Origin of the sequence: Streptomyces sp. TS71-3 (assembly GCF_018327685.1) — a bacterium.
Taxonomy (GTDB): domain Bacteria; phylum Actinomycetota; class Actinomycetes; order Streptomycetales; family Streptomycetaceae; genus Streptomyces.
In genome coordinates this window covers 3,245,532-3,266,423 of the sequence record NZ_BNEL01000001.1, presented here as the reverse complement: position 1 = coordinate 3,266,423, position 20,892 = coordinate 3,245,532, and the positions used below count along the sequence as shown (strand labels likewise).

The 20,892-nt window shown below is 72.9% G+C and carries 19 protein-coding genes; 13 read left to right on the top strand and 6 right to left on the bottom strand.

Annotated features, from left to right (window positions below; genetic code table 11):
* Positions 1 to 118: 118 nt before the first annotated feature.
* The 3 genes from Sm713_RS13205 to Sm713_RS13195 form a co-directional block, all read right to left on the bottom strand.
* Positions 119 to 1,456, bottom strand: a complete 1,338-nt coding sequence (locus Sm713_RS13205; RefSeq protein ID WP_212909827.1) for a carotenoid oxygenase family protein — start codon at positions 1,454 to 1,456, stop codon at positions 119 to 121.
* Positions 1,457 to 1,458: 2 nt separating this feature from the next.
* Positions 1,459 to 2,025: a hypothetical protein gene (locus Sm713_RS13200; protein ID WP_212909826.1), complete on the bottom strand. Its 567-nt coding sequence runs from the start codon at positions 2,023 to 2,025 to the stop codon at positions 1,459 to 1,461.
* Positions 2,026 to 2,465: 440 nt separating this feature from the next.
* Positions 2,466 to 3,239 carry a hypothetical protein gene (locus tag Sm713_RS13195; protein WP_212909825.1) on the bottom strand — a complete coding sequence of 258 codons (774 nt, stop codon included), beginning with the start codon at positions 3,237 to 3,239 and terminating at the stop codon, positions 2,466 to 2,468.
* A 470-nt stretch (positions 3,240 to 3,709) separates the two neighbouring features.
* Here Sm713_RS13195 and Sm713_RS13190 point away from each other — a divergent pair, with 470 nt between their 5' ends.
* Both Sm713_RS13190 and Sm713_RS13185 read left to right on the top strand, forming a co-directional pair.
* Positions 3,710 to 4,354 (top strand): TMEM175 family protein, encoded by a 645-nt coding sequence (locus tag Sm713_RS13190; protein ID WP_212909824.1) that lies wholly within the window; start codon positions 3,710 to 3,712, stop codon positions 4,352 to 4,354.
* 93 nt (positions 4,355 to 4,447) lie between these two features.
* A complete protein-coding gene (locus Sm713_RS13185) occupies positions 4,448 to 4,843 on the top strand; it encodes a nuclear transport factor 2 family protein (RefSeq protein WP_212909823.1) in 396 nt (131 codons plus the stop codon).
* 14 nt (positions 4,844 to 4,857) lie between these two features.
* Here Sm713_RS13185 and Sm713_RS13180 read toward each other — a convergent pair whose 3' ends face one another.
* Positions 4,858 to 5,340: a MarR family winged helix-turn-helix transcriptional regulator gene (locus tag Sm713_RS13180; protein WP_249416583.1), complete on the bottom strand. Its 483-nt coding sequence runs from the start codon at positions 5,338 to 5,340 to the stop codon at positions 4,858 to 4,860.
* 468 nt (positions 5,341 to 5,808) lie between these two features.
* On the opposite strand from Sm713_RS13180, the gene sigK reads away from it, so the two are divergent.
* The 11 genes from sigK (at position 5,809) to Sm713_RS13125 (ending at position 19,224) form a co-directional block, all read left to right on the top strand.
* The gene (gene sigK, locus Sm713_RS13175; protein WP_212909822.1) at positions 5,809 to 6,396 is read left to right on the top strand and encodes an ECF RNA polymerase sigma factor SigK; all 588 of its coding nucleotides are present in this window, start codon (positions 5,809 to 5,811) and stop codon (positions 6,394 to 6,396) included.
* Positions 6,393 to 7,139, top strand: coding sequence for an anti-sigma factor domain-containing protein (locus tag Sm713_RS13170; protein ID WP_212909821.1), 747 nt, complete (start codon positions 6,393 to 6,395; stop codon positions 7,137 to 7,139). Before sigK ends, Sm713_RS13170 begins: the two co-directional genes overlap by 4 nt.
* Before the next feature lie 326 nt (positions 7,140 to 7,465).
* Positions 7,466 to 8,731 (top strand): NAD(P)/FAD-dependent oxidoreductase, encoded by a 1,266-nt coding sequence (locus Sm713_RS13165; protein ID WP_212909820.1) that lies wholly within the window; start codon positions 7,466 to 7,468, stop codon positions 8,729 to 8,731.
* Positions 8,728 to 9,483 carry a DUF1365 domain-containing protein gene (locus Sm713_RS13160; RefSeq protein WP_212909819.1) on the top strand — a complete coding sequence of 252 codons (756 nt, stop codon included), beginning with the start codon at positions 8,728 to 8,730 and terminating at the stop codon, positions 9,481 to 9,483. The genes Sm713_RS13165 and Sm713_RS13160 overlap by 4 nt, the downstream gene beginning before the upstream one ends.
* Positions 9,480 to 10,823 carry a cyclopropane-fatty-acyl-phospholipid synthase family protein gene (locus tag Sm713_RS13155; RefSeq protein ID WP_212909818.1) on the top strand — a complete coding sequence of 448 codons (1,344 nt, stop codon included), beginning with the start codon at positions 9,480 to 9,482 and terminating at the stop codon, positions 10,821 to 10,823. Before Sm713_RS13160 ends, Sm713_RS13155 begins: the two co-directional genes overlap by 4 nt.
* Positions 10,820 to 12,109 (top strand): cyclopropane-fatty-acyl-phospholipid synthase family protein, encoded by a 1,290-nt coding sequence (locus Sm713_RS13150; RefSeq protein WP_212909817.1) that lies wholly within the window; start codon positions 10,820 to 10,822, stop codon positions 12,107 to 12,109. The genes Sm713_RS13155 and Sm713_RS13150 overlap by 4 nt, the downstream gene beginning before the upstream one ends.
* On the top strand, positions 12,106 to 13,014 hold the full coding sequence (locus Sm713_RS13145; RefSeq protein ID WP_212909816.1) for a DUF1295 domain-containing protein: 909 nt from the start codon (positions 12,106 to 12,108) through the stop codon (positions 13,012 to 13,014). The genes Sm713_RS13150 and Sm713_RS13145 overlap by 4 nt, the downstream gene beginning before the upstream one ends.
* A complete protein-coding gene (locus Sm713_RS13140; RefSeq protein ID WP_249416265.1) occupies positions 13,011 to 13,829 on the top strand; it encodes an alpha/beta hydrolase in 819 nt (272 codons plus the stop codon). The genes Sm713_RS13145 and Sm713_RS13140 overlap by 4 nt, the downstream gene beginning before the upstream one ends.
* 157 nt (positions 13,830 to 13,986) lie before the next feature.
* Positions 13,987 to 15,699, top strand: a complete 1,713-nt coding sequence (locus Sm713_RS13135; RefSeq protein WP_212909815.1) for a molybdopterin-dependent oxidoreductase — start codon at positions 13,987 to 13,989, stop codon at positions 15,697 to 15,699.
* Positions 15,700 to 15,927: 228 nt separating this feature from the next.
* The gene (locus tag Sm713_RS13130) at positions 15,928 to 16,575 is read left to right on the top strand and encodes a fasciclin domain-containing protein (protein WP_212909814.1); all 648 of its coding nucleotides are present in this window, start codon (positions 15,928 to 15,930) and stop codon (positions 16,573 to 16,575) included.
* 300 nt (positions 16,576 to 16,875) lie between these two features.
* Complete coding sequence (locus Sm713_RS13125; RefSeq protein WP_212909813.1) at positions 16,876 to 19,224, top strand: alpha-L-fucosidase; 2,349 nt, start codon at positions 16,876 to 16,878, stop codon at positions 19,222 to 19,224.
* A 70-nt stretch (positions 19,225 to 19,294) separates the two neighbouring features.
* On the opposite strand, the gene Sm713_RS13120 is transcribed toward Sm713_RS13125, so the two are convergent.
* On the bottom strand, positions 19,295 to 19,558 hold the full coding sequence (locus tag Sm713_RS13120; RefSeq protein ID WP_283249803.1) for an MFS transporter: 264 nt from the start codon (positions 19,556 to 19,558) through the stop codon (positions 19,295 to 19,297).
* Positions 19,559 to 19,600: 42 nt separating this feature from the next.
* On the bottom strand, positions 19,601 to 20,812 hold the full coding sequence (locus Sm713_RS13115; protein WP_212909812.1) for an RNA-guided endonuclease TnpB family protein: 1,212 nt from the start codon (positions 20,810 to 20,812) through the stop codon (positions 19,601 to 19,603).
* Positions 20,813 to 20,892 lie beyond the last annotated feature (80 nt).

Here is a 20,892-nt window from a genome sequence, read left to right as displayed (position 1 = left end):
CGCCCGCCCCGCGGAGCCCCCGTCCACCCCCTGGTACGAGAAACCGGACCCGGTGGGTACCGGATCCGGTGGGATCGCCGTGCGGGCCCGTCACCAGAGGCGACGGGCCCGCGCCCGCTCACTCGTCCGGCAGCCAGTTGCCGTGGAAGCCGAACGGGACGCGCCGGGGCAGGTGGATCGTGGCCACCGGCGGCGCCACCACGTTCTGCGCGTCCAGGATCACCAGGTCGCTCTTGTCGGTGCTCGCGTCGTACACGTAGCTCAGCAGCCAGCCCGGGCCGCCGGGAGTGCCGTCCGAGGCCGCGAACGCGGCCTCGTTGGGAACGCGGCCCGCGCCGAACTCGTGGCGCGTCGTGTCACCCGTGTGCAGGTCGTAGCGGACCAGGTAGGAGCGGTCGAGCCCGGTGCCGAGGTTCGGGGTGTCGGTGACCGTGACGTGCCCGAAGCGGGAGTCCTGGCCGGCCAGGCGGTCGTCGACCCGGGGGAACTCGCACGGGGTGTCGTCGAGCTGGACCTCGACGACCTTGCCCGCGTCGACGTCGATCTCCCACCGCCACATGGTGGCGCTGGTCTCCCGGTAGACCGGGTAGCGGGACACGTACATGACGATCCGCCCGCTGCCGGGCCCCTCGTCGAACGCGTTCATGGCGTGGAACACGTAGCACGGCTCGACGGGCAGCCAGTGGACGGCGCCGTACGGGTCGTTGCGGCGCAGCACGCCGAGGCGTGCGCCGTAGCCCGGGTGCCACTTGTACGGCAGGTCGTCGCCGCGCATGGCCGTCTCCCGGTCGAAGACGACCGGCAGGTCCATGAAGACGACGTAATTGGTGGTCAGGTGGAAGTCGTGCATCATCGTGTGCGCCGGCACGTCGATCGGCCGGCTGACCGTCAGGGCACCCGAGGCGTCCGCGCGGTGGTACGTGAGGAACGGGGGCTTGAAGCCGCCGTACCCGAAGAAGTGCAGCTCGCCGGTGACCGGGCACGTCTTGGGGTGCGCGGTCATGGCGGTGTCGAGGCGCCCGCCGAAGTCGTAGGGGCCGACGGTGTCGAACTCGCGGCCCGGACGGCAGTCGAGTTCGTACGGCAGGGACGACTCCACCAGGGCGAACGTCCGCCCGGCGTGCCGGACCACATGGGTGTTGGCCGAGCCGGCGGTCAGGTCTTCCTCACCGTTCTCGCCGTAGGACGTGCGGCCGTCGGTGAACTTGGTGGTCCGGACCCAGCGGTTCCGGTACGAGGTCGCCCGACCGCTGTCCAGGCGGACGCCGTGCACCATGCCGTCGCCGAAGAACCAGTGGGCGGACCGGGCGTCCTGCGGGTTGGGGCCGTTGCGCACGTACCAGCCGCTGAGTTCCGGGGGGATCGACCCGGTGACGTCCAGGTCCTGGACGGTCATCTCGTCCATCACCGGCGCGTAGTTCCGTGCGAGGTGCGGCGGGGGTGGGGTGGTCATCATGGTCAGACTCCCTGCGTCATGGTCTCGTTCATGCGCGCCTGGACGCGCTTGGGGTACTGGACGGTGATGATCGCGGGGATGATCAGCCCGGCCGCCTGGAAGAAGACCCTGAAGCCGACGTTCAGATGGGCGACGACGACCAGGCCCAGCGTGAGGGTGCTGATCGAGAACGCGACGGCCCAGACCCTCGTCAGGATCAGGTTGGTCCGGATGAAGCCGGGGTGGTTCCACATCTCGCGCGGAACGTCCCGCTTCGCGATACCGGTGGTGAACGGGTGGCCGATGAGGATCGAGCCCCATGCGGTGGCGGCCAGCCAGGCCATGGACACCGGGCCGTCCAGATGCTCCGCGGGGCTGCTCGTGTCGGCGAAGGCGAGCAGGGTCCAGAGCAGGAAGAACACGGTGTTGCTGTACTCCAGGACGAGGGCTTCGGCCTTGTTGCCTCCCCTCACTCCGCTGATCAGGATCCAGGCGCTGACCACGAGGCCGCCCAGGGACGCCCACTGCCATCCGAAGGCGGACAGCCCGGCAAAGGCCACCCAGGGCAGGAAGCCCTTAGCGAATTGCATTTCATTCCTCATTCAATTGGCTGAGTCGGTGAGGCGCCTGCTCCGGCAGGTCCGGCGCCGTCCGCCGCTCCCAGAGGGAACGTGGCCGCGTGCCGGCGGAGAACTTCCGTCTCCGCCGGCACGCGACGCACGTCCCTTCCGGCAGCATGACAACCTCGGCGACGAGCGATGCGGGGATCAAAAGCTCCTGGGCCGAGGAGGAAAAGGGAGAGTCCGCCGCGGCAGGCGCCGGAGATCCGGAATCGGTCCCGGGGTCAGCGGGTTCCGGACGAGCGGTGGACTCACCGACGGCGATGCCGTTCACGGGAACCGATCTGCCGTCGGACACGGACGGTAGACCGCCCGGGAGCCGGATGCGCCGTTCGCGGGCCGTTCGGTCCCGGTGGGATGCCCTTTGGTGCACCGGTGTGCGGGGCGGGTGTTCGGCACCTCGCCGATCCTCATCGCCCACCGCCGTACCTGCGGGCCCGGCGCAGCTGCCGGCGGTTGCGCAGGGCGTCCAGTGCGTCCAGCGCGTCGCCCTGCTGGTAGCGGGGGCCCGGGGCCGGCTGGCCCGCTCCGGGCATCGGCTGACCGAATCCCGGCACCGGCTGGCCGGTTCCTGGCACCGGCTGGCCAGATCCCGGCATGGGCTGGCCTGCTCCGGGGCCCGGCTGACCGGCTTCGGGTACCGCCCCCGGAGGCCGGTTGTCCAGTGGCGGCGGGCTGAACCGCTGCGCGATCTGGTCCGGGAACGTCCGCCCGTCCCGCTCCGGGGCGAACTCCATGCCGGAGGACATCAGGCGCGGGACGAGGACGGCCGCCTGCCCGAGCCGGTTGACGCCCAGCGCCAGGAAGATGCTGGCCGAGGACGCGGCCACCTTCGCGTCCATCGCGTGCGCGACGACCGTCATGGCCAAGCGGGTGACCACCAGGAGGGCCCACAGCCACAGCCCGGCGGCCGGCGTGCGCGCCCACGTCACACCGGCCCGCGGCTCCAGCCGGGTCATGGCCCCCTGGACGGCTCCGATGGCCGCGACGAGCAGCCCGCCGACCGCAAGGCACGCGATGTCGGCGGAGGCCGGGTGGTCGTCTCTCAGCAGGCCGAGGCCGATCACGATGAGCACGACGGGCAGCACCATCAGCCGCCGGCCCGTGAGCGCCTCACCGCGCAACTGGCGCGCGATGATCGCCGCCACGACGACGACCGCCGCCAGTATCTCGAAGTAGCTCATAGGTCTCCCTGTCCGTGGGGTGGAGTCGGTGTCACCGAGGGCGGGCTCCCGGGCGTCCGGGGCCGGTCGGGAGGGCGGCTCGGCCGGTGCGCTCACTCGTTCGCCCGGAAGCCGCGGGCGACACCAGAACCGGCACCGGCACCGGCACCGGTACGGGGCGCCTCATCCACGTGGGTGGCCCCCGGGGTGGATGACTCGCGGGGCCGGCGCGGTACCGCCGGCGTCCCGGCGGATCGTCAGATCACACCAGGACGCAGAGACGGTCACACGTCGAATTTGACATGTCAAGTTCGTCAGATGCAGAGTCACTACCGGGTGCCGGGCACCGCGGCGGCACGGCCGGCGCGGCCGCGGTCCACGCGCCCGACCACCCCGCGCAAGCACACGTCGGCCCGTGCACCGCTTCCGCCCCGGCACCGAGGCGAGGCCCAGAGGGGCCGAGCAGCCGAAGAGAACGAGGAGCCCCGCCAGTGAGAACCCTCCACGGAATCGACGTCGAGCGGGTGCGAGCGTTCGCCGACGCGGTCTTCGCCATCGCCATCACGCTCCTCGCCCTGGAGATACGCATCCCCGAGGACCTGCCGGCGGACGAGCTCGGGCACGGGCTCCGGGAGGCGCTGCCGTCCGTCGCCGGGTACCTGCTCAGCTTCCTCGTCGTCGGGTCCCTGTGGGTGTCCCACCACCGCCTGTTCCACATGGCGAAAGCGCTGGACGGGCCACTGCTCTACCTCGATCTGGCGCTGATGGCCCTGGTCGCCGTCCTCCCGTTTCCGACGAAGATCATCACGACCTACCACGACAGCGCGATCGCGACCTCGCTGTACGCCGGCACGATCACCCTGTCCGCCCTGCTGATCACGGCGATGGCGGTCCGGCTCCTGCGGCACCCCGCACTGTGCAACCCGGAGACCCCGCGCTCCCTCATCACCCAGTCCCTGCACTACGCGGCGGGTGCCGCGGTCATCTTCGGAAGCTCGGTACCCGTGGCGCTGATCTCGCCGAGCGCGGCGGAGTACTGGTGGGTCGCGCTGGCCGTCCCGTTCCGGATCTACCTCGCGTGGCACCACGGCAGGTCGGCGAGGCACGCGGCCCCGACGCCGGCTCCCGCCCCCTGACACGCATTCGACAGCGTGCGTCACGCACGCAATCTGCTACCGTACGAGAAGCGTGCGCAGCGCACGCTTCTCGTACCGGCAGAACGGATGACCATGTCGCGCCACACCACCATCGCCGCCGCCCTCACCGACCTGCTCTTCACCCCCGGGCTCTCCCTGGACGAGGCCGCGGACCGGCACTTCGCACCCGACTACCGCCAGCGCACGGACGGGCGCTGGGACGACCGCGGAGGTTTTCTCCAGCACATCGCCCATCTGCGCACGGTCGTGGCAGAAGGCGGCGTCGACGTCCTGGACGAGCTGACGGACGGCCGGTCGTACGCCGACCGGCACACGGTCCGGATCACCAAGAAGGACGGCGGCACCGTCGAGACGGAGGTCTACCTCTTCGGCGAGTTCGCCCCCGACGGCCGCTTCAGGCGCGCCGAGGAGACCACGCTCCTGCTCCAGGGCTCACCGGCGGACCGGAACCTCGGCACGGCACGCTGAGCGGAACCGCATGGCTACCCGGCGACGGGCCCGCCGAAAGGGCCCTCGGTCACGAACGTGCGCAGGTGGCGGGCGAAGGACCGCGCCTCACCGTCCGGCCAGGCGCTGAGGCTGGCGGTGATGCGCGCGGCGAGGCGCCGCCGCAGTTCCTCAACCGTCCGCTCGCCACGATCCGTGAGGATCAGCAGTGCGGCCCGCCGGTCCGCCGGGTCGGGGGCACGGCGGACGAGTCCGGCCGCCTCCAGCCGGGAGGCGCGGCGCGTGACACCGGAGCGGTCGAGCCCGGCCTCGGGGGCGAGGTCGGCGGCACTGCAGGGACCCGTTCTGGCCAGCCCGCTGAGAACCGGATAGGTCAGTTCGTCGACCGCCTCGCCCATGCCCTCCGTCAGGGCCCGGTACAGCTCCACACGCGTGGTGCGCCTGAGCAGGAGGCCCAGCACCTCGGCGATCTCGCTTCCCGCGTCGCCGTCCGCGACGGGGCTCCCGTCACCGTCCACACTGCTGCCCGCATCGCTGTCCACGCACCGAGGGTATCGTGCGCGGCGCACGCGTCTTCCGCTCTCCCAGAAGGAGAGCGGCGGCCCATGGGGGTTCGCGGCCTACGTGTGTGACGACGCACGGCCGGGCCCCCATGGACCGCCGACGACGAGCCTACGGAGACGGCGGGCCCCACGGGGTGTGCACATGCGACAGCCCGGCGCCCGGCGGATGTCGGATCCCAACAGAGGCGACGCGGACGACGCGATGCCGGGGTGGACGACGCGAAGCGGGACGCGACGGGACGCGACGCCGGGGCACCGTCCGTATACCCCGCCCGGCACCACCCCGTACCGCCCGCGTACCTTCCGCCGTGTACGGGCAGCGGCAGGCGCTCTCGTCCCGCGGCGGCCCGTGCGGGTTCGACCCATCCGGGGGTGCTCCGGCTCCGAAGGCAGGGTGACGTCGTCGAAAGCCCGGAGGTGTCCATGCGCGTGGCAGCACGCGGCGACCAGTCCCCGGCACCGCGGCCCGGTGCCCTGGAATCGCTCCTCGACCGGGTGGCGCGCGGGGACCAGGAGGCGTTCGAGCGCCTCTACTCCGCGGTGGCCGGGTCGGTTCTCGGGCTGGTACGGGGGGTGCTGCGGGATCCCGCCCAGTCGGAGGAGGTCGCGCAGGAGGTCCTGATCGAGGTGTGGCGCTGCGCGGCCCGGTTCGACGCGCGGCGGGGCAGCGCGATGGCCTGGATCACGACCCTCGCGCACCGGCGGGCGGTGGACCGGGTGCGCTCGGCCCAGGCGTCGGCGGACCGGGAGAGCAGGGTGGCGGCGCACAGCCACAGCCCGGCGTTCGACGAGGTGAGCGAGCAGGTGGAACGGCGCCTGGAGCGCGAGCAGGTGCGCCGCTGCATGGGGCAGCTCACCGAGTTGCAGAGGGAGTCGGTCACGCTGGCCTACTACCGCGGCTACACCTACCGGGAGACGGCGGACGTGCTGGGCGCGGCCCTGGGCACCGTCAAGACACGGCTGCGCGACGGGCTGATCCGCCTGCGGGACTGCCTGGGGGTGTCGGTGTGAGTGACGCCGATCTGCACGCGCTGAGCGGCGCCTACGCGCTGGATGCGCTCTCCCGGGAGGAGAGCGAGGAGTTCGCGCGGCACCTCAGGCGCTGTGAGGCGTGCGCCCAGGAGGTGCGCGAGCTGCGGGAGACGGCCGCGAGGCTCGCGCTGGCGGTGGCGGAGGTGCCGCCGGCCGGCCTGCGCTCCCGGGTGATGGCGGCGCTGCCCGAGGTCAGGCAGCACCCGCCGGGAGCGCGTGAGGCGGCCGTGGTGCCGCTGCGCCGGCGGTGGCGGCGGGGCCTGCCGTACCTGGCGGCCGCCGCCTGTCTGGTGTTCGCCGTGGTGACGGGTGCCCTCGCCGTGGACGCGCATCGGGAGGTCGAGCGGCAGCGGTCCCGCACCGCCCGCGCGCAGCAGCAGGCGGAGGCGTTGAGCACGTTGATGGCCGCGCCGGACGCGTCCTTCCGGCCGGCCGGGCTCAAGGGCGGGGGCACGGCGACGCTGGTGTCCTCCCGGCGGCTGGGGCAGGCCGCGTTCGTCTACCGCGGGCTGCCCGCGCTGCCGGACGGCCGGGTGTACGAGCTGTGGTTCAGCCGGGGCGGCACCATGCACCCGGCGGGCCTGCTGGCGCACGGCCGCGCTTCGGGCTCCACGCTGCTGGCCGGTGCGCTGGACGGTGCGGACGGGGTCGGTGTGACCGCCGAGCCCGGTGGCGGTTCGCCCAGGCCCACCGGCCCGCCACTCGCGTTGATCCCGGTCTGACCGCCGGGCCGCGGGGCACGCTCGGACGTCGGGCGATCCGGCGGGGCGTCCGCCGGCTGATCCGGCGGGCGTCCGTCAGCTGAACCGGAAGGCGTCCGCGGACTGAACCGGAGTGCGTTCCGTCAGCCGAACCAGATGGCGTCCGCCGGCCGAACCGGACGACGTCCTTCGGCCGAACCGGACAGCGTTCCATCGACCAGTCCGGACGGCGTCCGCCGGCCGATCCGGAAGACGCCCCGCCGACCAATCCGGACGCCGTCCCGCTCCGAACCCCTCACAGAACCGGCGGCCATGCGAGAAGCCGCCGCCCGCGGTGAGGAGGGGGCATGGCTGTGCATCGGCGGAGGATCGCCGTGGTGGGCGCCGGAGTCGCGGGGCTCACCGCGGCGTACGTGCTGCGGCAGGCCTGCGACGTGGAGCTGTACGAGGCGCAGGACCGGCTGGGCGGGCACGCGCACACCCATGACATCGCCGACGGCGACGGCCGGATGGTCCGCGTGGACAGCGGGTTCATCGTGCACAACGAACGCACCTATCCGCTGCTGCTGCGGCTCTTTCGGGAGCTGGGGGTGAGCACGCAGGACTCGGAGATGAGCCTGTCGGTGCGGTGCGACGGCTGCGGGCTCCAGTACGCCGGGGCGCGCGGGCCCGCGGGGCTGCTCGGGCGCCCGCGCCAGGCGCTGCGGGGACGCTATCTGCGGCTGCTGGCCCAGGTACCGGTCTTCCACCGCAGGGCCCGGCGGGCGCTCGCCGCCGGCGACGACACCCTGACCCTGGGCGCCTTCCTGGCGGAGGGCGGCTTCTCCCCTTACTTCGTCACGCACTTCGTGACGCCGCTGGTCTCGGCGGTGTGGTCCTGCGCTCCCGGTACGGCCCTGCGGTATCCGGCCGTGTACCTGTTCCGGTTCCTCCAGCACCACGGCCTGCTCTCGGTGGGCGGTTCGCCGCGGTGGAAGACCGTGGTGGGCGGCTCGGTGGAGTACGTGGACCGCGTCGCCAAGCAGCTGCCGGCCGTGCGCACCGGCACTCCCGTCCGCGCGGTGCGGCGGTCGCCGGACCGCGCCCGGGTGATGGCCGCGGACGGCACCGCGCGCGAGTACGACGCCGTGGTGCTCGCGGTCCATCCCGACCAGGCGCTGCGGATGCTGGCCGATCCCACCGAGAGCGAGCGGCAGGTCCTGGGGGCGTTCGACTACGCGCGCAACGAGACCGTGCTGCACACCGACACGTCCCTGCTGCCCGGCGCACGCGGCGCGCGGGCGTCGTGGAACTACCTGATGCCGTCCTGCCGCGCGCCGGTGGAGTCCGTCCGGGTCAGCTACCACATGAACCGCCTCCAGCGGCTGGCCGCGACGCGCGACTACCTCGTCACCCTCAACGCCGCCGACCGGGTCGGCACCGGTCACGTGCTGGCGCGGATGGTGTACGAGCACCCCGTCTACACCCTGCGGTCGGTGGCCGCGCAGCAGCGCCTCGCGGAACTCGGCACCGCGGTCACCGCCTACGCCGGCGCCTACCACGGCTGGGGCTTCCACGAGGACGGCTGCCGTTCGGGCGTCGAGGCGGCGGCCGCGCTGGGGGTGCGGTGGTGACACCGTCCCGAACGCCGGCCGGGCCTGCGGCCCCCGCGCTGTACTCGTGCCTGATCCGCCATGTCCGCACGGCTCCGGTGCGGCACCGGGTGCGCCACCGGACGTACCTGTGGCTCGTCGACATCGACCGCCTGCCGCGGCTGCCGCCCCTGCTGGCGCCGCTGGCCCGCTTCGACCCCCGCGACCACTTCTCCGGCACGGACGCCACCCTCCGCGCCGGCCTGGAGCGCTTCCTCGCGGCGCGCGGGGTGCCGCTGCCGCGCGGGCGCGTGCTGATGCTCGGCCACGCGCGCGTGCTCGGGTACGTGTTCAACCCCCTGACGCTGTACTGGTGCCACGACGAGGACGGTGCCCTGGTCTGCGTCGTCGCCGAGGTGCACAACACCTACGGCGAGCGGCACTGCTACCTGCTCCGCCCCGACGCGGGCGCCCGTGCCCGGGTGGCCAAGGACTTCTACGTCTCGCCGTTCTTCCCGGTCGACGGCGCCTACCGGATGCGGCTGCCCGAACCGGGCGAGGGCCTGGATCTGAGCGTGCAGCTCCGGCGGCCGGGTGCGCGCCCGTTCACCGCGACGGTACGCGGCACCCGGCGTCCCGCCACGGGACGGCGCCTGCTGGCCATGGCGCTGCGTCATCCGTGGTCCACGGTGGCGGTCTCCGCCACCATCCGCCTGCACGGCATCCGGCTGTTCCTGCGCCGGGTGCCGGTGCGGCCCCGCCCGCACCACCCCGTCCAGGAGGGAATGGAATGAGGATCCTGAGCACCCCGACCCCACGCGGCACGCCCGCCCGGCCCGGCGCTCCCGCGCCACACGGCGCCCGCACCCGACCCGGTATCCCCGCCTCTCCGCGCACGCGGGTGGACGCCTCCAGATGGCCCGACGTCGCACGCGTGCCCGGCGGCTCACCATTGCGAACGGGAGCGGCACGGTGGCTGGTGGTCCGGGCCCTGGCCGGCCTGCCGGTACGGCTCGAACTGGCCGGCGCCCCGGTGGCGGGCCAGGCGGGACCGCTGCTGAGGGTGCACGATCCCCGGGCCTTCTTCCGCCGGATCGGCGCCCACGGGCTGATCGGCTTCGGCGAGTCGTACATGGCGGGCGAGTGGGACGCCGACGACCTCGTGGCCGTGCTCACCGTCCTCGCCTCACACGCCACGTCCCTCGTGCCGCGGCCGTTGCAGCGGCTCCGCGGCGCCTGGACCCGGCGACGCCCCGCGGCGTACCGCAACACGCCGGACGGCGCGCGGCAGAACGTCCACCGGCACTACGACCTGTCCAACGAGCTGTTCGCGCTCTTCCTCGACCCCACGATGACGTACTCCTCGGCCGTCTTCCCCGAACTGCCCGCCACCTGGCCGGATCTCGCCGCGGCACAGCAGCACAAGATCGACCGCCTGCTGGACCTGGCGGGCGTCGGACCGGGCACCCGGCTGCTGGAGATCGGTACGGGCTGGGGCGAGCTCGCCCTGCGTGCCGCCTCGCGCGGCGCGCGGGTGCGGACCGTGACACTGTCGCGGGCCCAGCGCGACCTCGCCGCCGAGCGCGTCCGGGCGGCCGGCCACGCGGAGCGGGTGGAGGTCGAGCTGTGCGACTACCGCGAGGTGACGGGCGTCCACGACGCCGTGGTCAGCGTCGAGATGATAGAAGCCGTGGGCGGCGAGTACTGGCCCGTCTACTTCGAGACGCTGCGCCGGCTGCTCGCCCCCGGCGGGCGGATCGCGCTCCAGGCGATCACCATGGCGCACGAGCGGATGCAGGCCACCCGCACCACCCACACATGGATAAACAAGTACATCTTCCCCGGCGGCCTCATCCCCTCCGCCGAGGCCGTCGAGCGGTCCGCGCGACCGGCCGGACTCCGGGTCGAGGCGGACGACGGCTTCGGCGAGCACTACGCGCAGACGCTGCGGCTGTGGCGGGAACGCTTCACGGCACGCGGCGACGATGTCACCGCCCTCGGGTTCGACGCCACCTTCCGCAGGATGTGGGAGTTCTACCTGGCCTACTCCGAGGCCGGCTTCCGGTCCGGCTACCTGGACGTGCGCCAGATGCTGCTGACCGCGGCCCCGGCGGGAAGCGGGGACACACGATGACGACCACGGCGGAACGCCTCGCCCGGTTGCTGGAACGGTGGTTCGCGGGAGGCGTTCCCGTGCGGCTGCGCACCTGGGACGGCAGCGAGGCCGGGCCGCCGGACGCCCCCGTGGTGGTGCTGCACTCCCGGCGCGCGCTGCGGCGGCTGCTCTGGCGGCCGGGCGAACTGGGCCTCGCGCAGGCCTACATCGCGGGCGACCTGGACATCGAGGGCGATCTGGCCGAGGGGCTGGGCGCGGTGTGGCGGTCGGTGCGCGAGCGGGGCCTGAGCCCGGCCGCGCCGGGACCCGGGGAACGTGTCGCCGCCCTCGCCACCGCCCTGCGGCTCGGTGCGATCGGGCCGCGCCCGCCGGAGCCCGGACCGGCGCGGGCGCGGCTGCGCGGGCCCCTGCACAGCACCGCCCGCGACCGGGCCGCCATCAGCCACCACTACGACCTGTCCAACGACTGGTACGCGCTGCTCCTGGACGACTCCATGGCCTACTCCTGCGGCTACTGGACGCGCCCCGGCGCTCCGGGCTACGGTCCGGCCGACGCGCAGCGCGACAAGCTGGAGCTGATCTGCCGCAAGCTCGCGCTCGCCCCCGGTGCGCACCTGCTGGACGTCGGATGCGGCTGGGGCAGCCTGGCGCTGTACGCGGCACGCGAGTTCGAGGCCCGGGTCACCGCGGTGACGCTCTCCCGGCAGCAGCGGGACTTCGTCCGCGACCGGGTACGGGAGCAGGGCCTTCAGGACCTGGTCGAGGTCGATCTGCGGCACCACCGGGAGATGGACGGCGGCGGCTTCGACGCGGTGGCGGCCGTCGAGATGGGCGAGCACGTCGGCCGCGCCGAGTACCCGGCCTTCGCCCGGCACCTGCACGCGCTGCTGCGGCCGGAGGGCCGGCTGCTGGTGCAGCAGATGTCGAGGAGCTGCGACGCGCCCGGAGGCGGGCGGTTCATCGAGTCCTACATCGCGCCGGACATGCACATGCGCCCCCTCGGCGAGACCGTCGGCCTGCTGGAGGCGGCCGGTCTGGAGGTGCGGGCGGTGGAGTCGCTGCGGGAGCACTACGCGCGCACCATCGCCGCCTGGCACCGCACACTGGAGGAGCGGTGGGCGGCGTTCGTCGCCCTGGAGGGCGAACAGACCGCGCGGGTGTGGCGGCTCTACCTGGCCGGCAGCGGGCTGGCCTTCGCGCAGGGCCGGATGGGCGTCGACCAGATCCTCGCCGTCCGCACCGGGCCCGGGGGATCCGCGGGCATGGGCGCGACCCCGCACCGCTGGTACCGGGACGATCGGTGAGCGGATTCCCGTGGCCGGCGTTCGCGGGCAACCTGGCGGTCGCCGCGTGCGCCGCCCTCGCGGTCATGCTCGTCACGTTCGCGATCGCCCTGGCGAAGGGCGTGCACCGGGTGGTCGACGCCGCCTGGGGCATCGCGTTCACCGCGGTCGCCGCCGCCACGTACGCCGCCTCCGCCGGCCACGGCGACGGGGGCCGGCGGCTGCTGGTCGCCGCGGCGACCGCGGTGTGGGGCCTCAGGCTGGCCGCGCACATCATCCGCCGCGGCCGGGGGCACGGGGAGGATCCCCGTTACGCGCGCATGCTGGCCGGAGCGCCGGGAAGCGGCACCGCATACGCGTTCCGCGTGATCTACCTCCTGCAAGGAGCGCTCGTCTGGCTGGTGTCGCTGCCGGTGCAGGCGGCGATGTACCAACCCGTTCCACTCGGGCCGGCCGACGCCGTGGGCGGCCTGCTGTGGGCCGTGGGTCTTGCCTTCGAAGGGATCGGCGACCACCAGCTCGCCCGGTTCAGGGCCGACCCGGCGGGCCGCGGCCGGATCATGGACCGCGGGCTGTGGGCGTGGACCCGCCACCCCAACTACTTCGGCGACTTCCTACTCTGGTGGGGGCTGTTCACGGTGGCCTGCGGCATGTGGCAGTCTGCGGTGGTCTCGGTCGTCTCGCCGCTCGCCATGTCGTACCTGCTGATCCGCGGGAGTGGCAAGCGGCTCTTGGAGCAGCACATGGCCCAACGCCCCGGTTACGCCGCCTACACCGCCCGCACCAGCGGCTTCTTCCCGCTGCCACCGCGCCGGGACCCGGGCCGCTCGGGCGGCACGGGCGGCACGGGCGGCACGGGCGGCACGGGCGGCACGGGCGGCACGGGCGGCACGGGCGGCACGGGCGGCACGGGCGGCCGCGGATGATTCCGCCTCCACGGGACCGGGCGGAGCCGAGCGCCACCGACGGCACAGCACATCCGCCGCCCTACCGGCCGGTCCGGGTGCTCCACCGGCCCACCGCCCCGGCTGCCGCGGTACTGCTGCTGCACGGAGGCAGGGCCGACGGGCTGGCCCCGCCGTCCCCGGTCAACCTTCCCGGCTGGCGGATGCGCCCCGTCGCCTGGGCGATCCACCGGCATCTCCGGGCGGAGAACGTGCTGTTGGCGGCCGTGCGCTACCGGCACCGCGGCTGGAACGGCGAGCACGCGCATGCTGCGCAGGACGCGCGGGAGGCTCTGGCCGAGTTGACCGGCGTGGCCGGGGTTACCGACATGAGCGAGCGGGTCGATGTCGCCGGGCCGGCCGACATGGCCGAGCGGGTGGACGTGGCCGGGTCGGCCGGCGGGGCTTCGGGCATCCCCGTCGTCCTGGTGGGCCACTCGATGGGCGGCCGGGCGGCCCTCAGCGTCGCGGGCGCGCCCGGTGTGCGCGGCGTCGTGGCCCTCGCTCCCTGGTGCCCGCTGGACGAGCCGGTCGCCCACCTCAGCGGCAGGACCGTGTTCCTCCTCCACGACCCGGCCGACCGGGTCACCAAGGCGGCGGGCTCCTGGGCGTTCGGGGAGCGGGCCCGGGACGCGGGCGCGCACGTGCACACCGTCGAGATGCCGGCCGGCGGCCACACCATGCTGCGCGGCGCCCGGAACTGGCACCGCCTCACCGCCCAGGCCGTCGCGACCATCCTCGGCGCCGCACCGCCGCCGCCCGGCCCGCAGGCCACCGCCACGGGCGAATCGGCCTGAGCAGCCGCCAGGTGGGTCCGATACGGGCCCGTGGCTGAGGACCTGGGCACCGTCGCGTACGCGGCACGCGGCATGCCTCTCCGCCGAGCCCGAGCGGAACGCCCGCTCCCTGAACGCCCGGTGATGCCGCCCGCTCCGACCAATCCGCCGCCCGGCGATGATCCGAATACCGGGTGTGAGCGAGCAGACGAGCAGGAACGGGCACGGCACCGCGGCCCCCGGACGACCAGGCGGCCCGGGGCGGTGGCTCCGGCTGCCGCTCGGTGCGCTCAGTGGGCTGATCGCCGGCTTCGGCGCCCTCGCGGCGGCCGAGTTGGCCTCGGCAGCGGTCAGGCCGCAGGCGAGTCCGGTGACCGTCGTCGGCGGTGCCGCGATCGACCTGGCACCGCCGCCGGTGAAGGACTTCGCGGTACGGCACTTCGGCACCGGCGACAAGCTCGTGCTCCAACTGGGCATCCTGGCCGTGCTGGCGCTGTTCGCCCTGGCGCTCGGTGTCGCAGCCCTGCGGCACCGGCGGATCGGCGCGGCCGGGGTGCTGCTGTTCGGCGCGCTCGGCTCGGCGGCGGCCGTCTCGCGCCCGGACGCCGCCGCCTGGGATCCGCTGCCGTCCGTGGTGGGCTGCCTGGCGGGTGCCGTGCTGCTGTACGCGCTCAGCGGCCGGCTGGTGAACAGGACGGCTCCACGTAGGGCGGGGGCTCGGGGCGGGGACGACACGGGGGCCGGCACGGATTCCGGGCAGGGCGGAAACACCCCGGTGACCGAACCGGCCGGCCCCGCCGTCTTCGACCGCCGAGGCTTCGTCGCCGCCGCGGGTGCCGCCGCCGTCGCGTCGGCGGGAGCCGGCGCCCTGGGACGCTCCCTGAACGCCTCCCACCTCACCCGGGCGGCGACGTCACGAGCGCGCATCCACCTGCCCCGGCCCCACTCGCCGGCGTCCCCGGTCCCGCACGGCGCCGACCTCCGGCTCCCCGGGCTCAGCCCCTTCCACACCCCGAACGACGGCTTCTACCGGGTCGACACCGCGCTCGTCGTACCCCGGGTCGACGCCGGCACCTGGCGGCTGCGCATCCACGGCAAGGGCGTGTCCCGCGAGCTGCGGTTGAGCTTCGCCGACCTGCTCCGGCGTGACCTCGTCGAACGCGACATCACCCTGACGTGCGTCTCCAACCAGGTCGGCGGCCCCTACGCGGGCAACGCCCGATGGATCGGCACCCACCTGGCCGGCCTGCTGCGGGAGGCCGGAGTGCGGCCGCCCTCCGAGGGGGGCCCGGCCGACCAGCTCGTGGCGCGCTCGGTGGACGGCATGACCATCGGCACCCCGGTGGAGACCGTCATGGACGGCCGCGACGCCATGCTCGCCGTCGGCATGAACGGCGAACCGCTGCCGTTCGCCCACGGATTCCCCGTCCGCATGGTCGTGCCGGGCCTCTACGGATACGTGTCGGCCTGCAAGTGGCTGACCGACCTGGAACTGACCACCTTCGACGAGTACGACGCCTACTGGGTCAAGCGCTCCTGGTCGCGCCGGGCACCGATCAAGACCGAGTCCCGCATCGACACCCCCAAGCCGCTCGCCGATCTCAAGGCCGGCACCGTCCCCGTCGCGGGAGTGGCGTGGGCCCAGCACAAGGGCATCGCGCGGGTCGAGATCCGCGTCGACGCGGGCCCCTGGCACCGCGCGCGACTCGCCGCGCAGGACACCGCGGACACCTGGCGGCAGTGGCTGTGGAACTGGCCGGCCACACCCGGCCGCCACACCCTGGAGGTCCGCGCCACCGACCGCACCGGTTACACGCAGACGAGCCGGCGCGCGGACACCGTCCCCGACGGCGCGACCGGATGGCACTCGGTGGTGGTCACCGTGACGTAACCGATCACTCCCCGCGCCGCGGCCAGGGCACGCCCGTCCTCCGACCGGCGCCCACCCGGCCAACCAGGCCCACCGCGAGACACCCGACACCCCGTCCCTCGAACCGGCAGCCGCCCGACCCACCGCGAGACACCTCGCGGAAGCGGCGAGACACCCGCGGAACGGAAACGGCGAGACACCCGCGCAAACGCCGCGAACCCCCAACCCACCCCCCGACAGGAGTACGACATGACCCGCCTCACCCACCTCACCCGCCGCATCGCCCTGATCGCCGCCGGTACGGCCGTGCTGCCGCTCGCACTGACCGCCTGCGGCTCCGGCGACGACGACTCCTCCTCGTCGTCGAAGGCCCCGGCAAGCCACTCCCCGTCGGCCATGCCCTCGAAGAGCCCGGCCATGAGCGAGCCCTTCGGCGCCGCCTGCTCCTCGGTGCCGAAGAGCGGCCCCGGCAGCTTCAGCGGAATGGCGACGGACCCCGTGGCCACCGCCGCCTCCCACAACCCGGTCCTGTCCACCCTGGTCTCTGCGGTGCAGAAGGCGGGGCTGGTCGACACCCTCAACAGCGCACAGAACATCACCGTCTTCGCCCCCACCAACGACGCCTTCGCCAAGCTCCCCAAGGACCAGCTCGACGCGGCCATGAAGGACAAGGCGATGCTCACCAAGATCCTCACCCACCACGTCGTCGGCCAGAAGCTCGCGCCCGCGGACCTCTCCGACGGCACGTTCACCACGCTGGAGAAGGGCAAGATCACCACGGCCGGGTCCGGGGAGTCGTACAAGGTCGACGGCACCGCCAACGTGGTCTGCGGCAACGTCCACACGGCGAACGCCACGGTCTACATCGTCGACAGCGTGCTGATGCCGAAGTCGTGAGCGGAGGCGGGGGTCCCGCGGCCCGGCAGCGGCACCGCTGACGGACCCCCGGCGGGGCCGCGCGACGACGGCCCGTGGAACCCACCCGGGTTGCACGGGCCGTCGTCGCGTGCCGGGGTCGGGATTCCGGTGGCCCCGGCAGGCACGTTGCCGGGTAGGACACCCCGGTTTGTCCCCTCCGATGCACCCGATCTGCCGTACCTGTCACGTCTATTGACAGGTACAACCCACCTCTCCAGAATCACACGTCGGATGTATTCACACCCAAGGTGAGCCACTCCCCCGGGCCCAGGAGGGCGCATGACTACGTTCGCAAGACGCCAGGCACTCGGGATGGCAGCCGGCGCCGCCGTCGGTGCCACCTTCGTCTCCGCGCAGAGCGCGGCGGCCGGCACCGCAGGCACCGGATCGGCGCAGGCCACTCCCCCGGAGTGGGGCACCGTGCCGGACCCCGTACCCGTCGCCCTGGACACCTGGTACGACAACGACGGCATCGACACCGCGGACGCCCGCGGCGGCGACTTCGACGGCTCCGGCTACTCCTTCCCGGGCGAGGAACTCCCCGAGGGAACGGCAGTCATCGGAGGGATCCCCTTCCTCTTTCCGTCGTCCGCGGCCGGTGCGAAGAACAACATCGTGGCGAACGGCCAGCGCGTCGACCTGCCTTCGGGCCGCTACCTGTCCGCGTCGTTCCTCGTCTCGTGCAGCTACGGCGCCACCTCGGGCACCGCGACCGTGCACTACTCCGACGGCAGCACGTCCAGCGCCGCCCTCGGCGGCACCGACTGGTACAGCGGCAGCGGCGAGCTGACCGCGTCGTTCCGCTACTCCCCCGGCGGCACCGACCAGCACCAGGTCTCGATCGGCGTCAGCGACCTGTGGATGGACCCCTCCCGCGAGGCCGTCGCCGTCACGCTGCCCACCACAGGACCGGCCAAGGAGGGCACCTCGGCGCTGCACGTCTTCGCGCTGTCCCTCCAGCCGCCGGCCACGGGGCGCGCGCTGCTGCTGCGCTCGGCCGCCTCCACCAACTCCCTGACCGGGCCGCGCGGTGGGCAGAGCGTCGAGGTGACCGTGCTCAACGCCGGCACCGCCTGGATCGGGGCGTCCGACGCCGTGAGCGTGGACGTCGACGTGCCCGGCGCCGGCACGCTGACGCGCGGCGCGGTACCGGTGCTCGGCCCCGGCGAGCAGGCCCGGCTGCGCGTCGGCATCCGCAACTCCCCGGGCACCGCGCCCGGCACCGCCGCGACCGGCACCGTCCGCGCCACCGGCCGGGGCGGCACCGCGGCCACCCGCAAGGCACCGCTGGTCCTCGGCACCCCCGACTACCAGTCCACGGACGCGTCGCTCGGCACCCACCAGGCGCCGTACTGGTTCAGCGACGCCAAGTTCGGCATCTTCATCCACTGGGGCGTCTACTCGGTGCCCGCCTGGTCGCCGGTCGGCGGCCAGTACGCCGAGTGGTACTGGAACTCGATGCAGGGCACCGACGACCCCGTGCACGCGTACCACGCGAAGACCTACGGCGAGGACTTCGCCTACGACGACTTCATCCCCATGTTCACCGCGCGCCACTTCAACCCGCGCTCGTGGGTGGAACTCTTCCGCGACGCGGGCGCCGAGTACTACGTGCTGACGTCCAAGCACCACGAGGGGTTCGCCCTGTGGGACACCAGGGTCTCCGACCGCAACGCGGTACGGATGGGCCCCCACCGCGACCTCGTCGGCGAGCTCTTCGCGGCCTCCCGGGCGTACACCCCGCAGCTGCACAACGGGCTGTACTTCTCCATGCCCGAGTGGTTCAACCCCGACGATCCGTGGATGGGCCACGCGCCGCGCAACCCGTACACCCTCGAACCCGTCCCGTACACCGGCTACACCGCAGGCAAGGACTTCGTCCACGACTACCAGGCGCCGCAGATGCGGGAGCTGATCCACGGCTACGACCCCGACGTCATCTGGTGCGACATCGGCGGGGACAACGACAGCCAGCACGTCCTGGCCGAGTACTTCAACAACGCGAAGGACCGCGGGCGCCCCAAGGACGTGACGGTCAACGACCGCTCCGGGATCGCCACGCACGACTTCACCACGCCCGAGTACACCACGTACGACACGACGGTCGTCGCCAAGTGGGAGGCGAGCCGCGGCCTGGACCCGCACAGCTACGGCTACAACAGCGCCACCCCCGACGACCTCTACATGACCGCCGAGGACGTGGTGCATACCCTCGTCGACATCGTCAGCAAGAACGGCAACTTCCTGCTCGACATCGGCCCCAAGGCCGACGGCACCATCCCGGCCATCATGGAGCAGCGGCTGCGGGAGACGGGCGCCTGGCTCAAGGTCAACGGCGAGTCCGTGTACGGCACGACGTACTGGTCGCGGATGGCGGAACTCGGCGACCTGAGGTTCAGCGTGAAGCAGGGCGAGGCCTTCTACGTCTCCTCGCTCGCCGACCCCGGCAGCAAGCTCGTGGTGCAGGCACCGGTGCCGATCCGCAAGGGCGACAAGGTGACGATGCTGGGCCACGGCCGCCCGCTGGACTGGGAGTTCGACGGCGGCACCCTCACCGTCCAGGTCCCGCCCGCGGCCCGCGCGGCGGGGCGGTACGCATGGGTCTTCAAGATCGCCTGGTCGAGGTGAACGCGAGGGGCGGCCGGCCGGCACCGGCCGCCCCTCGGGTACCGCACCCACCAACCCTGACACCCCCCGCTCACTCGCTCCCGTGGGCCAGCCGGGACGCGTGGGCGAGTTCCAGGTCCGTGGTCTCCGGGGCCAGCAGGTGGGAGACCACCGCGCCGAGGGCGAGTACCGCCGCCCCGACGAACAGGACGAAGCGGGCGCCGTAGCGGTCGAGGCCCATGGGGAGCAGGAACGTGCCCAGGGCGGCGCCGACCCGGCTCATCGCCGCGGCGAAGCCGACGCCGGTCGTGCGGATCGCGGTCGGGAAGACCTCCAGCGGGTAGACCGAGGTCAGCGCGCTGGAGGCCGCATTGAGGAAGTTGACTTCTCCCTCCGCCTAAGGGCGGGGGATTCCAGCGGTCGCCCGCTGGGGTTCCTGTTTCACGGCCGACTGCCCGCCCGGAGTGCTCCGTTGAGGTCTTACACCGGCTCCGCAGGCAGACGCCGTCAGTCCGACGGCCAGAAGACTCTTCGCCGCGTTCACGTCGCGGTCGTGGGTCGTGCCGCAGTCGCACGTCCAGGTACGGACACTGAGCGGCATCTTCTCTTGCAGGGCGCCGCAGGCCGAGCACAGCCTGGAGGAGGGAAAGAAGCGGTCCGCGGCCACGACTTCCCGCCCGTACCAGGCGGCTTTGTACTCCAGCATGCTGCGGAACTCCGACCATGCCGCGTCACTGATGGCGCGGGCCAGAGCGTGGTTCTTGACCATGTTGCGGACGGTCAGGTCCTCGATCACGAGCGTTTGGTTCTCACGCACGAGTCGGGTGGTCAGTTTATGCAGGTAGTCCCGGCGCCGGTCGGCGATCCGGGCGTGCACGCGGGCGACCTTGCGGCGGGCCTTGGCCCGGTTGGAGCCATCACCCCTGGCCTTCTTCGCCAGACGCCGCTGCGCCAGGGCGAGCCGGGCACGGTCCTTGCGCTCATGCCTCGGGTTGCTGATCTTCTCCCCGGTGGACAGGGTCAGCAGGTGATGGAGACCGACGTCGATACCGACCGCCGTATCCGTGGCGGGCAGCGGGACGACGGCGGGGTCTTCGACGAGCAGGGACACGAACCAGCGACCGGCCGCGTCCTGCGACACGGTCACGGTGGACGGCTTTGCACCTTCGGGCAAGGGCCGGGACCAGGCGATGTGCAGTGGCTCCGTCATCTTCGCCAGCGTCAGCCTGCCGTCGCGGAAACGGAACCCGGAGGTCGTGTACTCGGCAGACTTGCGGGACTTCTTCCTCGACTTGAACCGCGGGTACTTCGCCCGCTTGCCGAAGAAGTTCGTGAACGCCGTCTGCAAGTGCCGCAGACACTGCTGGAGCGGCACCGAGGACACCTCGTTGAGATAGGAGAGCTCCTCGGTCCGCTTCCACACCGTCAGCATCGCTGAAGTCTGGTTGTAGTTGACCCGCTCCTGCCGCGTCCATGCCTCGGTACGGGCAGCCAGGGCCAGGTTGTAGACCTTGCGGACACACCCGAACGTGCGCGACAGCTCGCCCGCCTGCGCATCGGTCGGATAGAAGCGGTACTTGAACGCCCGCTTCACATGCCTCGTGGTCATGGCTCACAAACTAGCGGGACTATTACTTAAGATCAAACCTGCGGGTCAGATCACAGTCTTTCGCCCTGAAGGCGAAACCC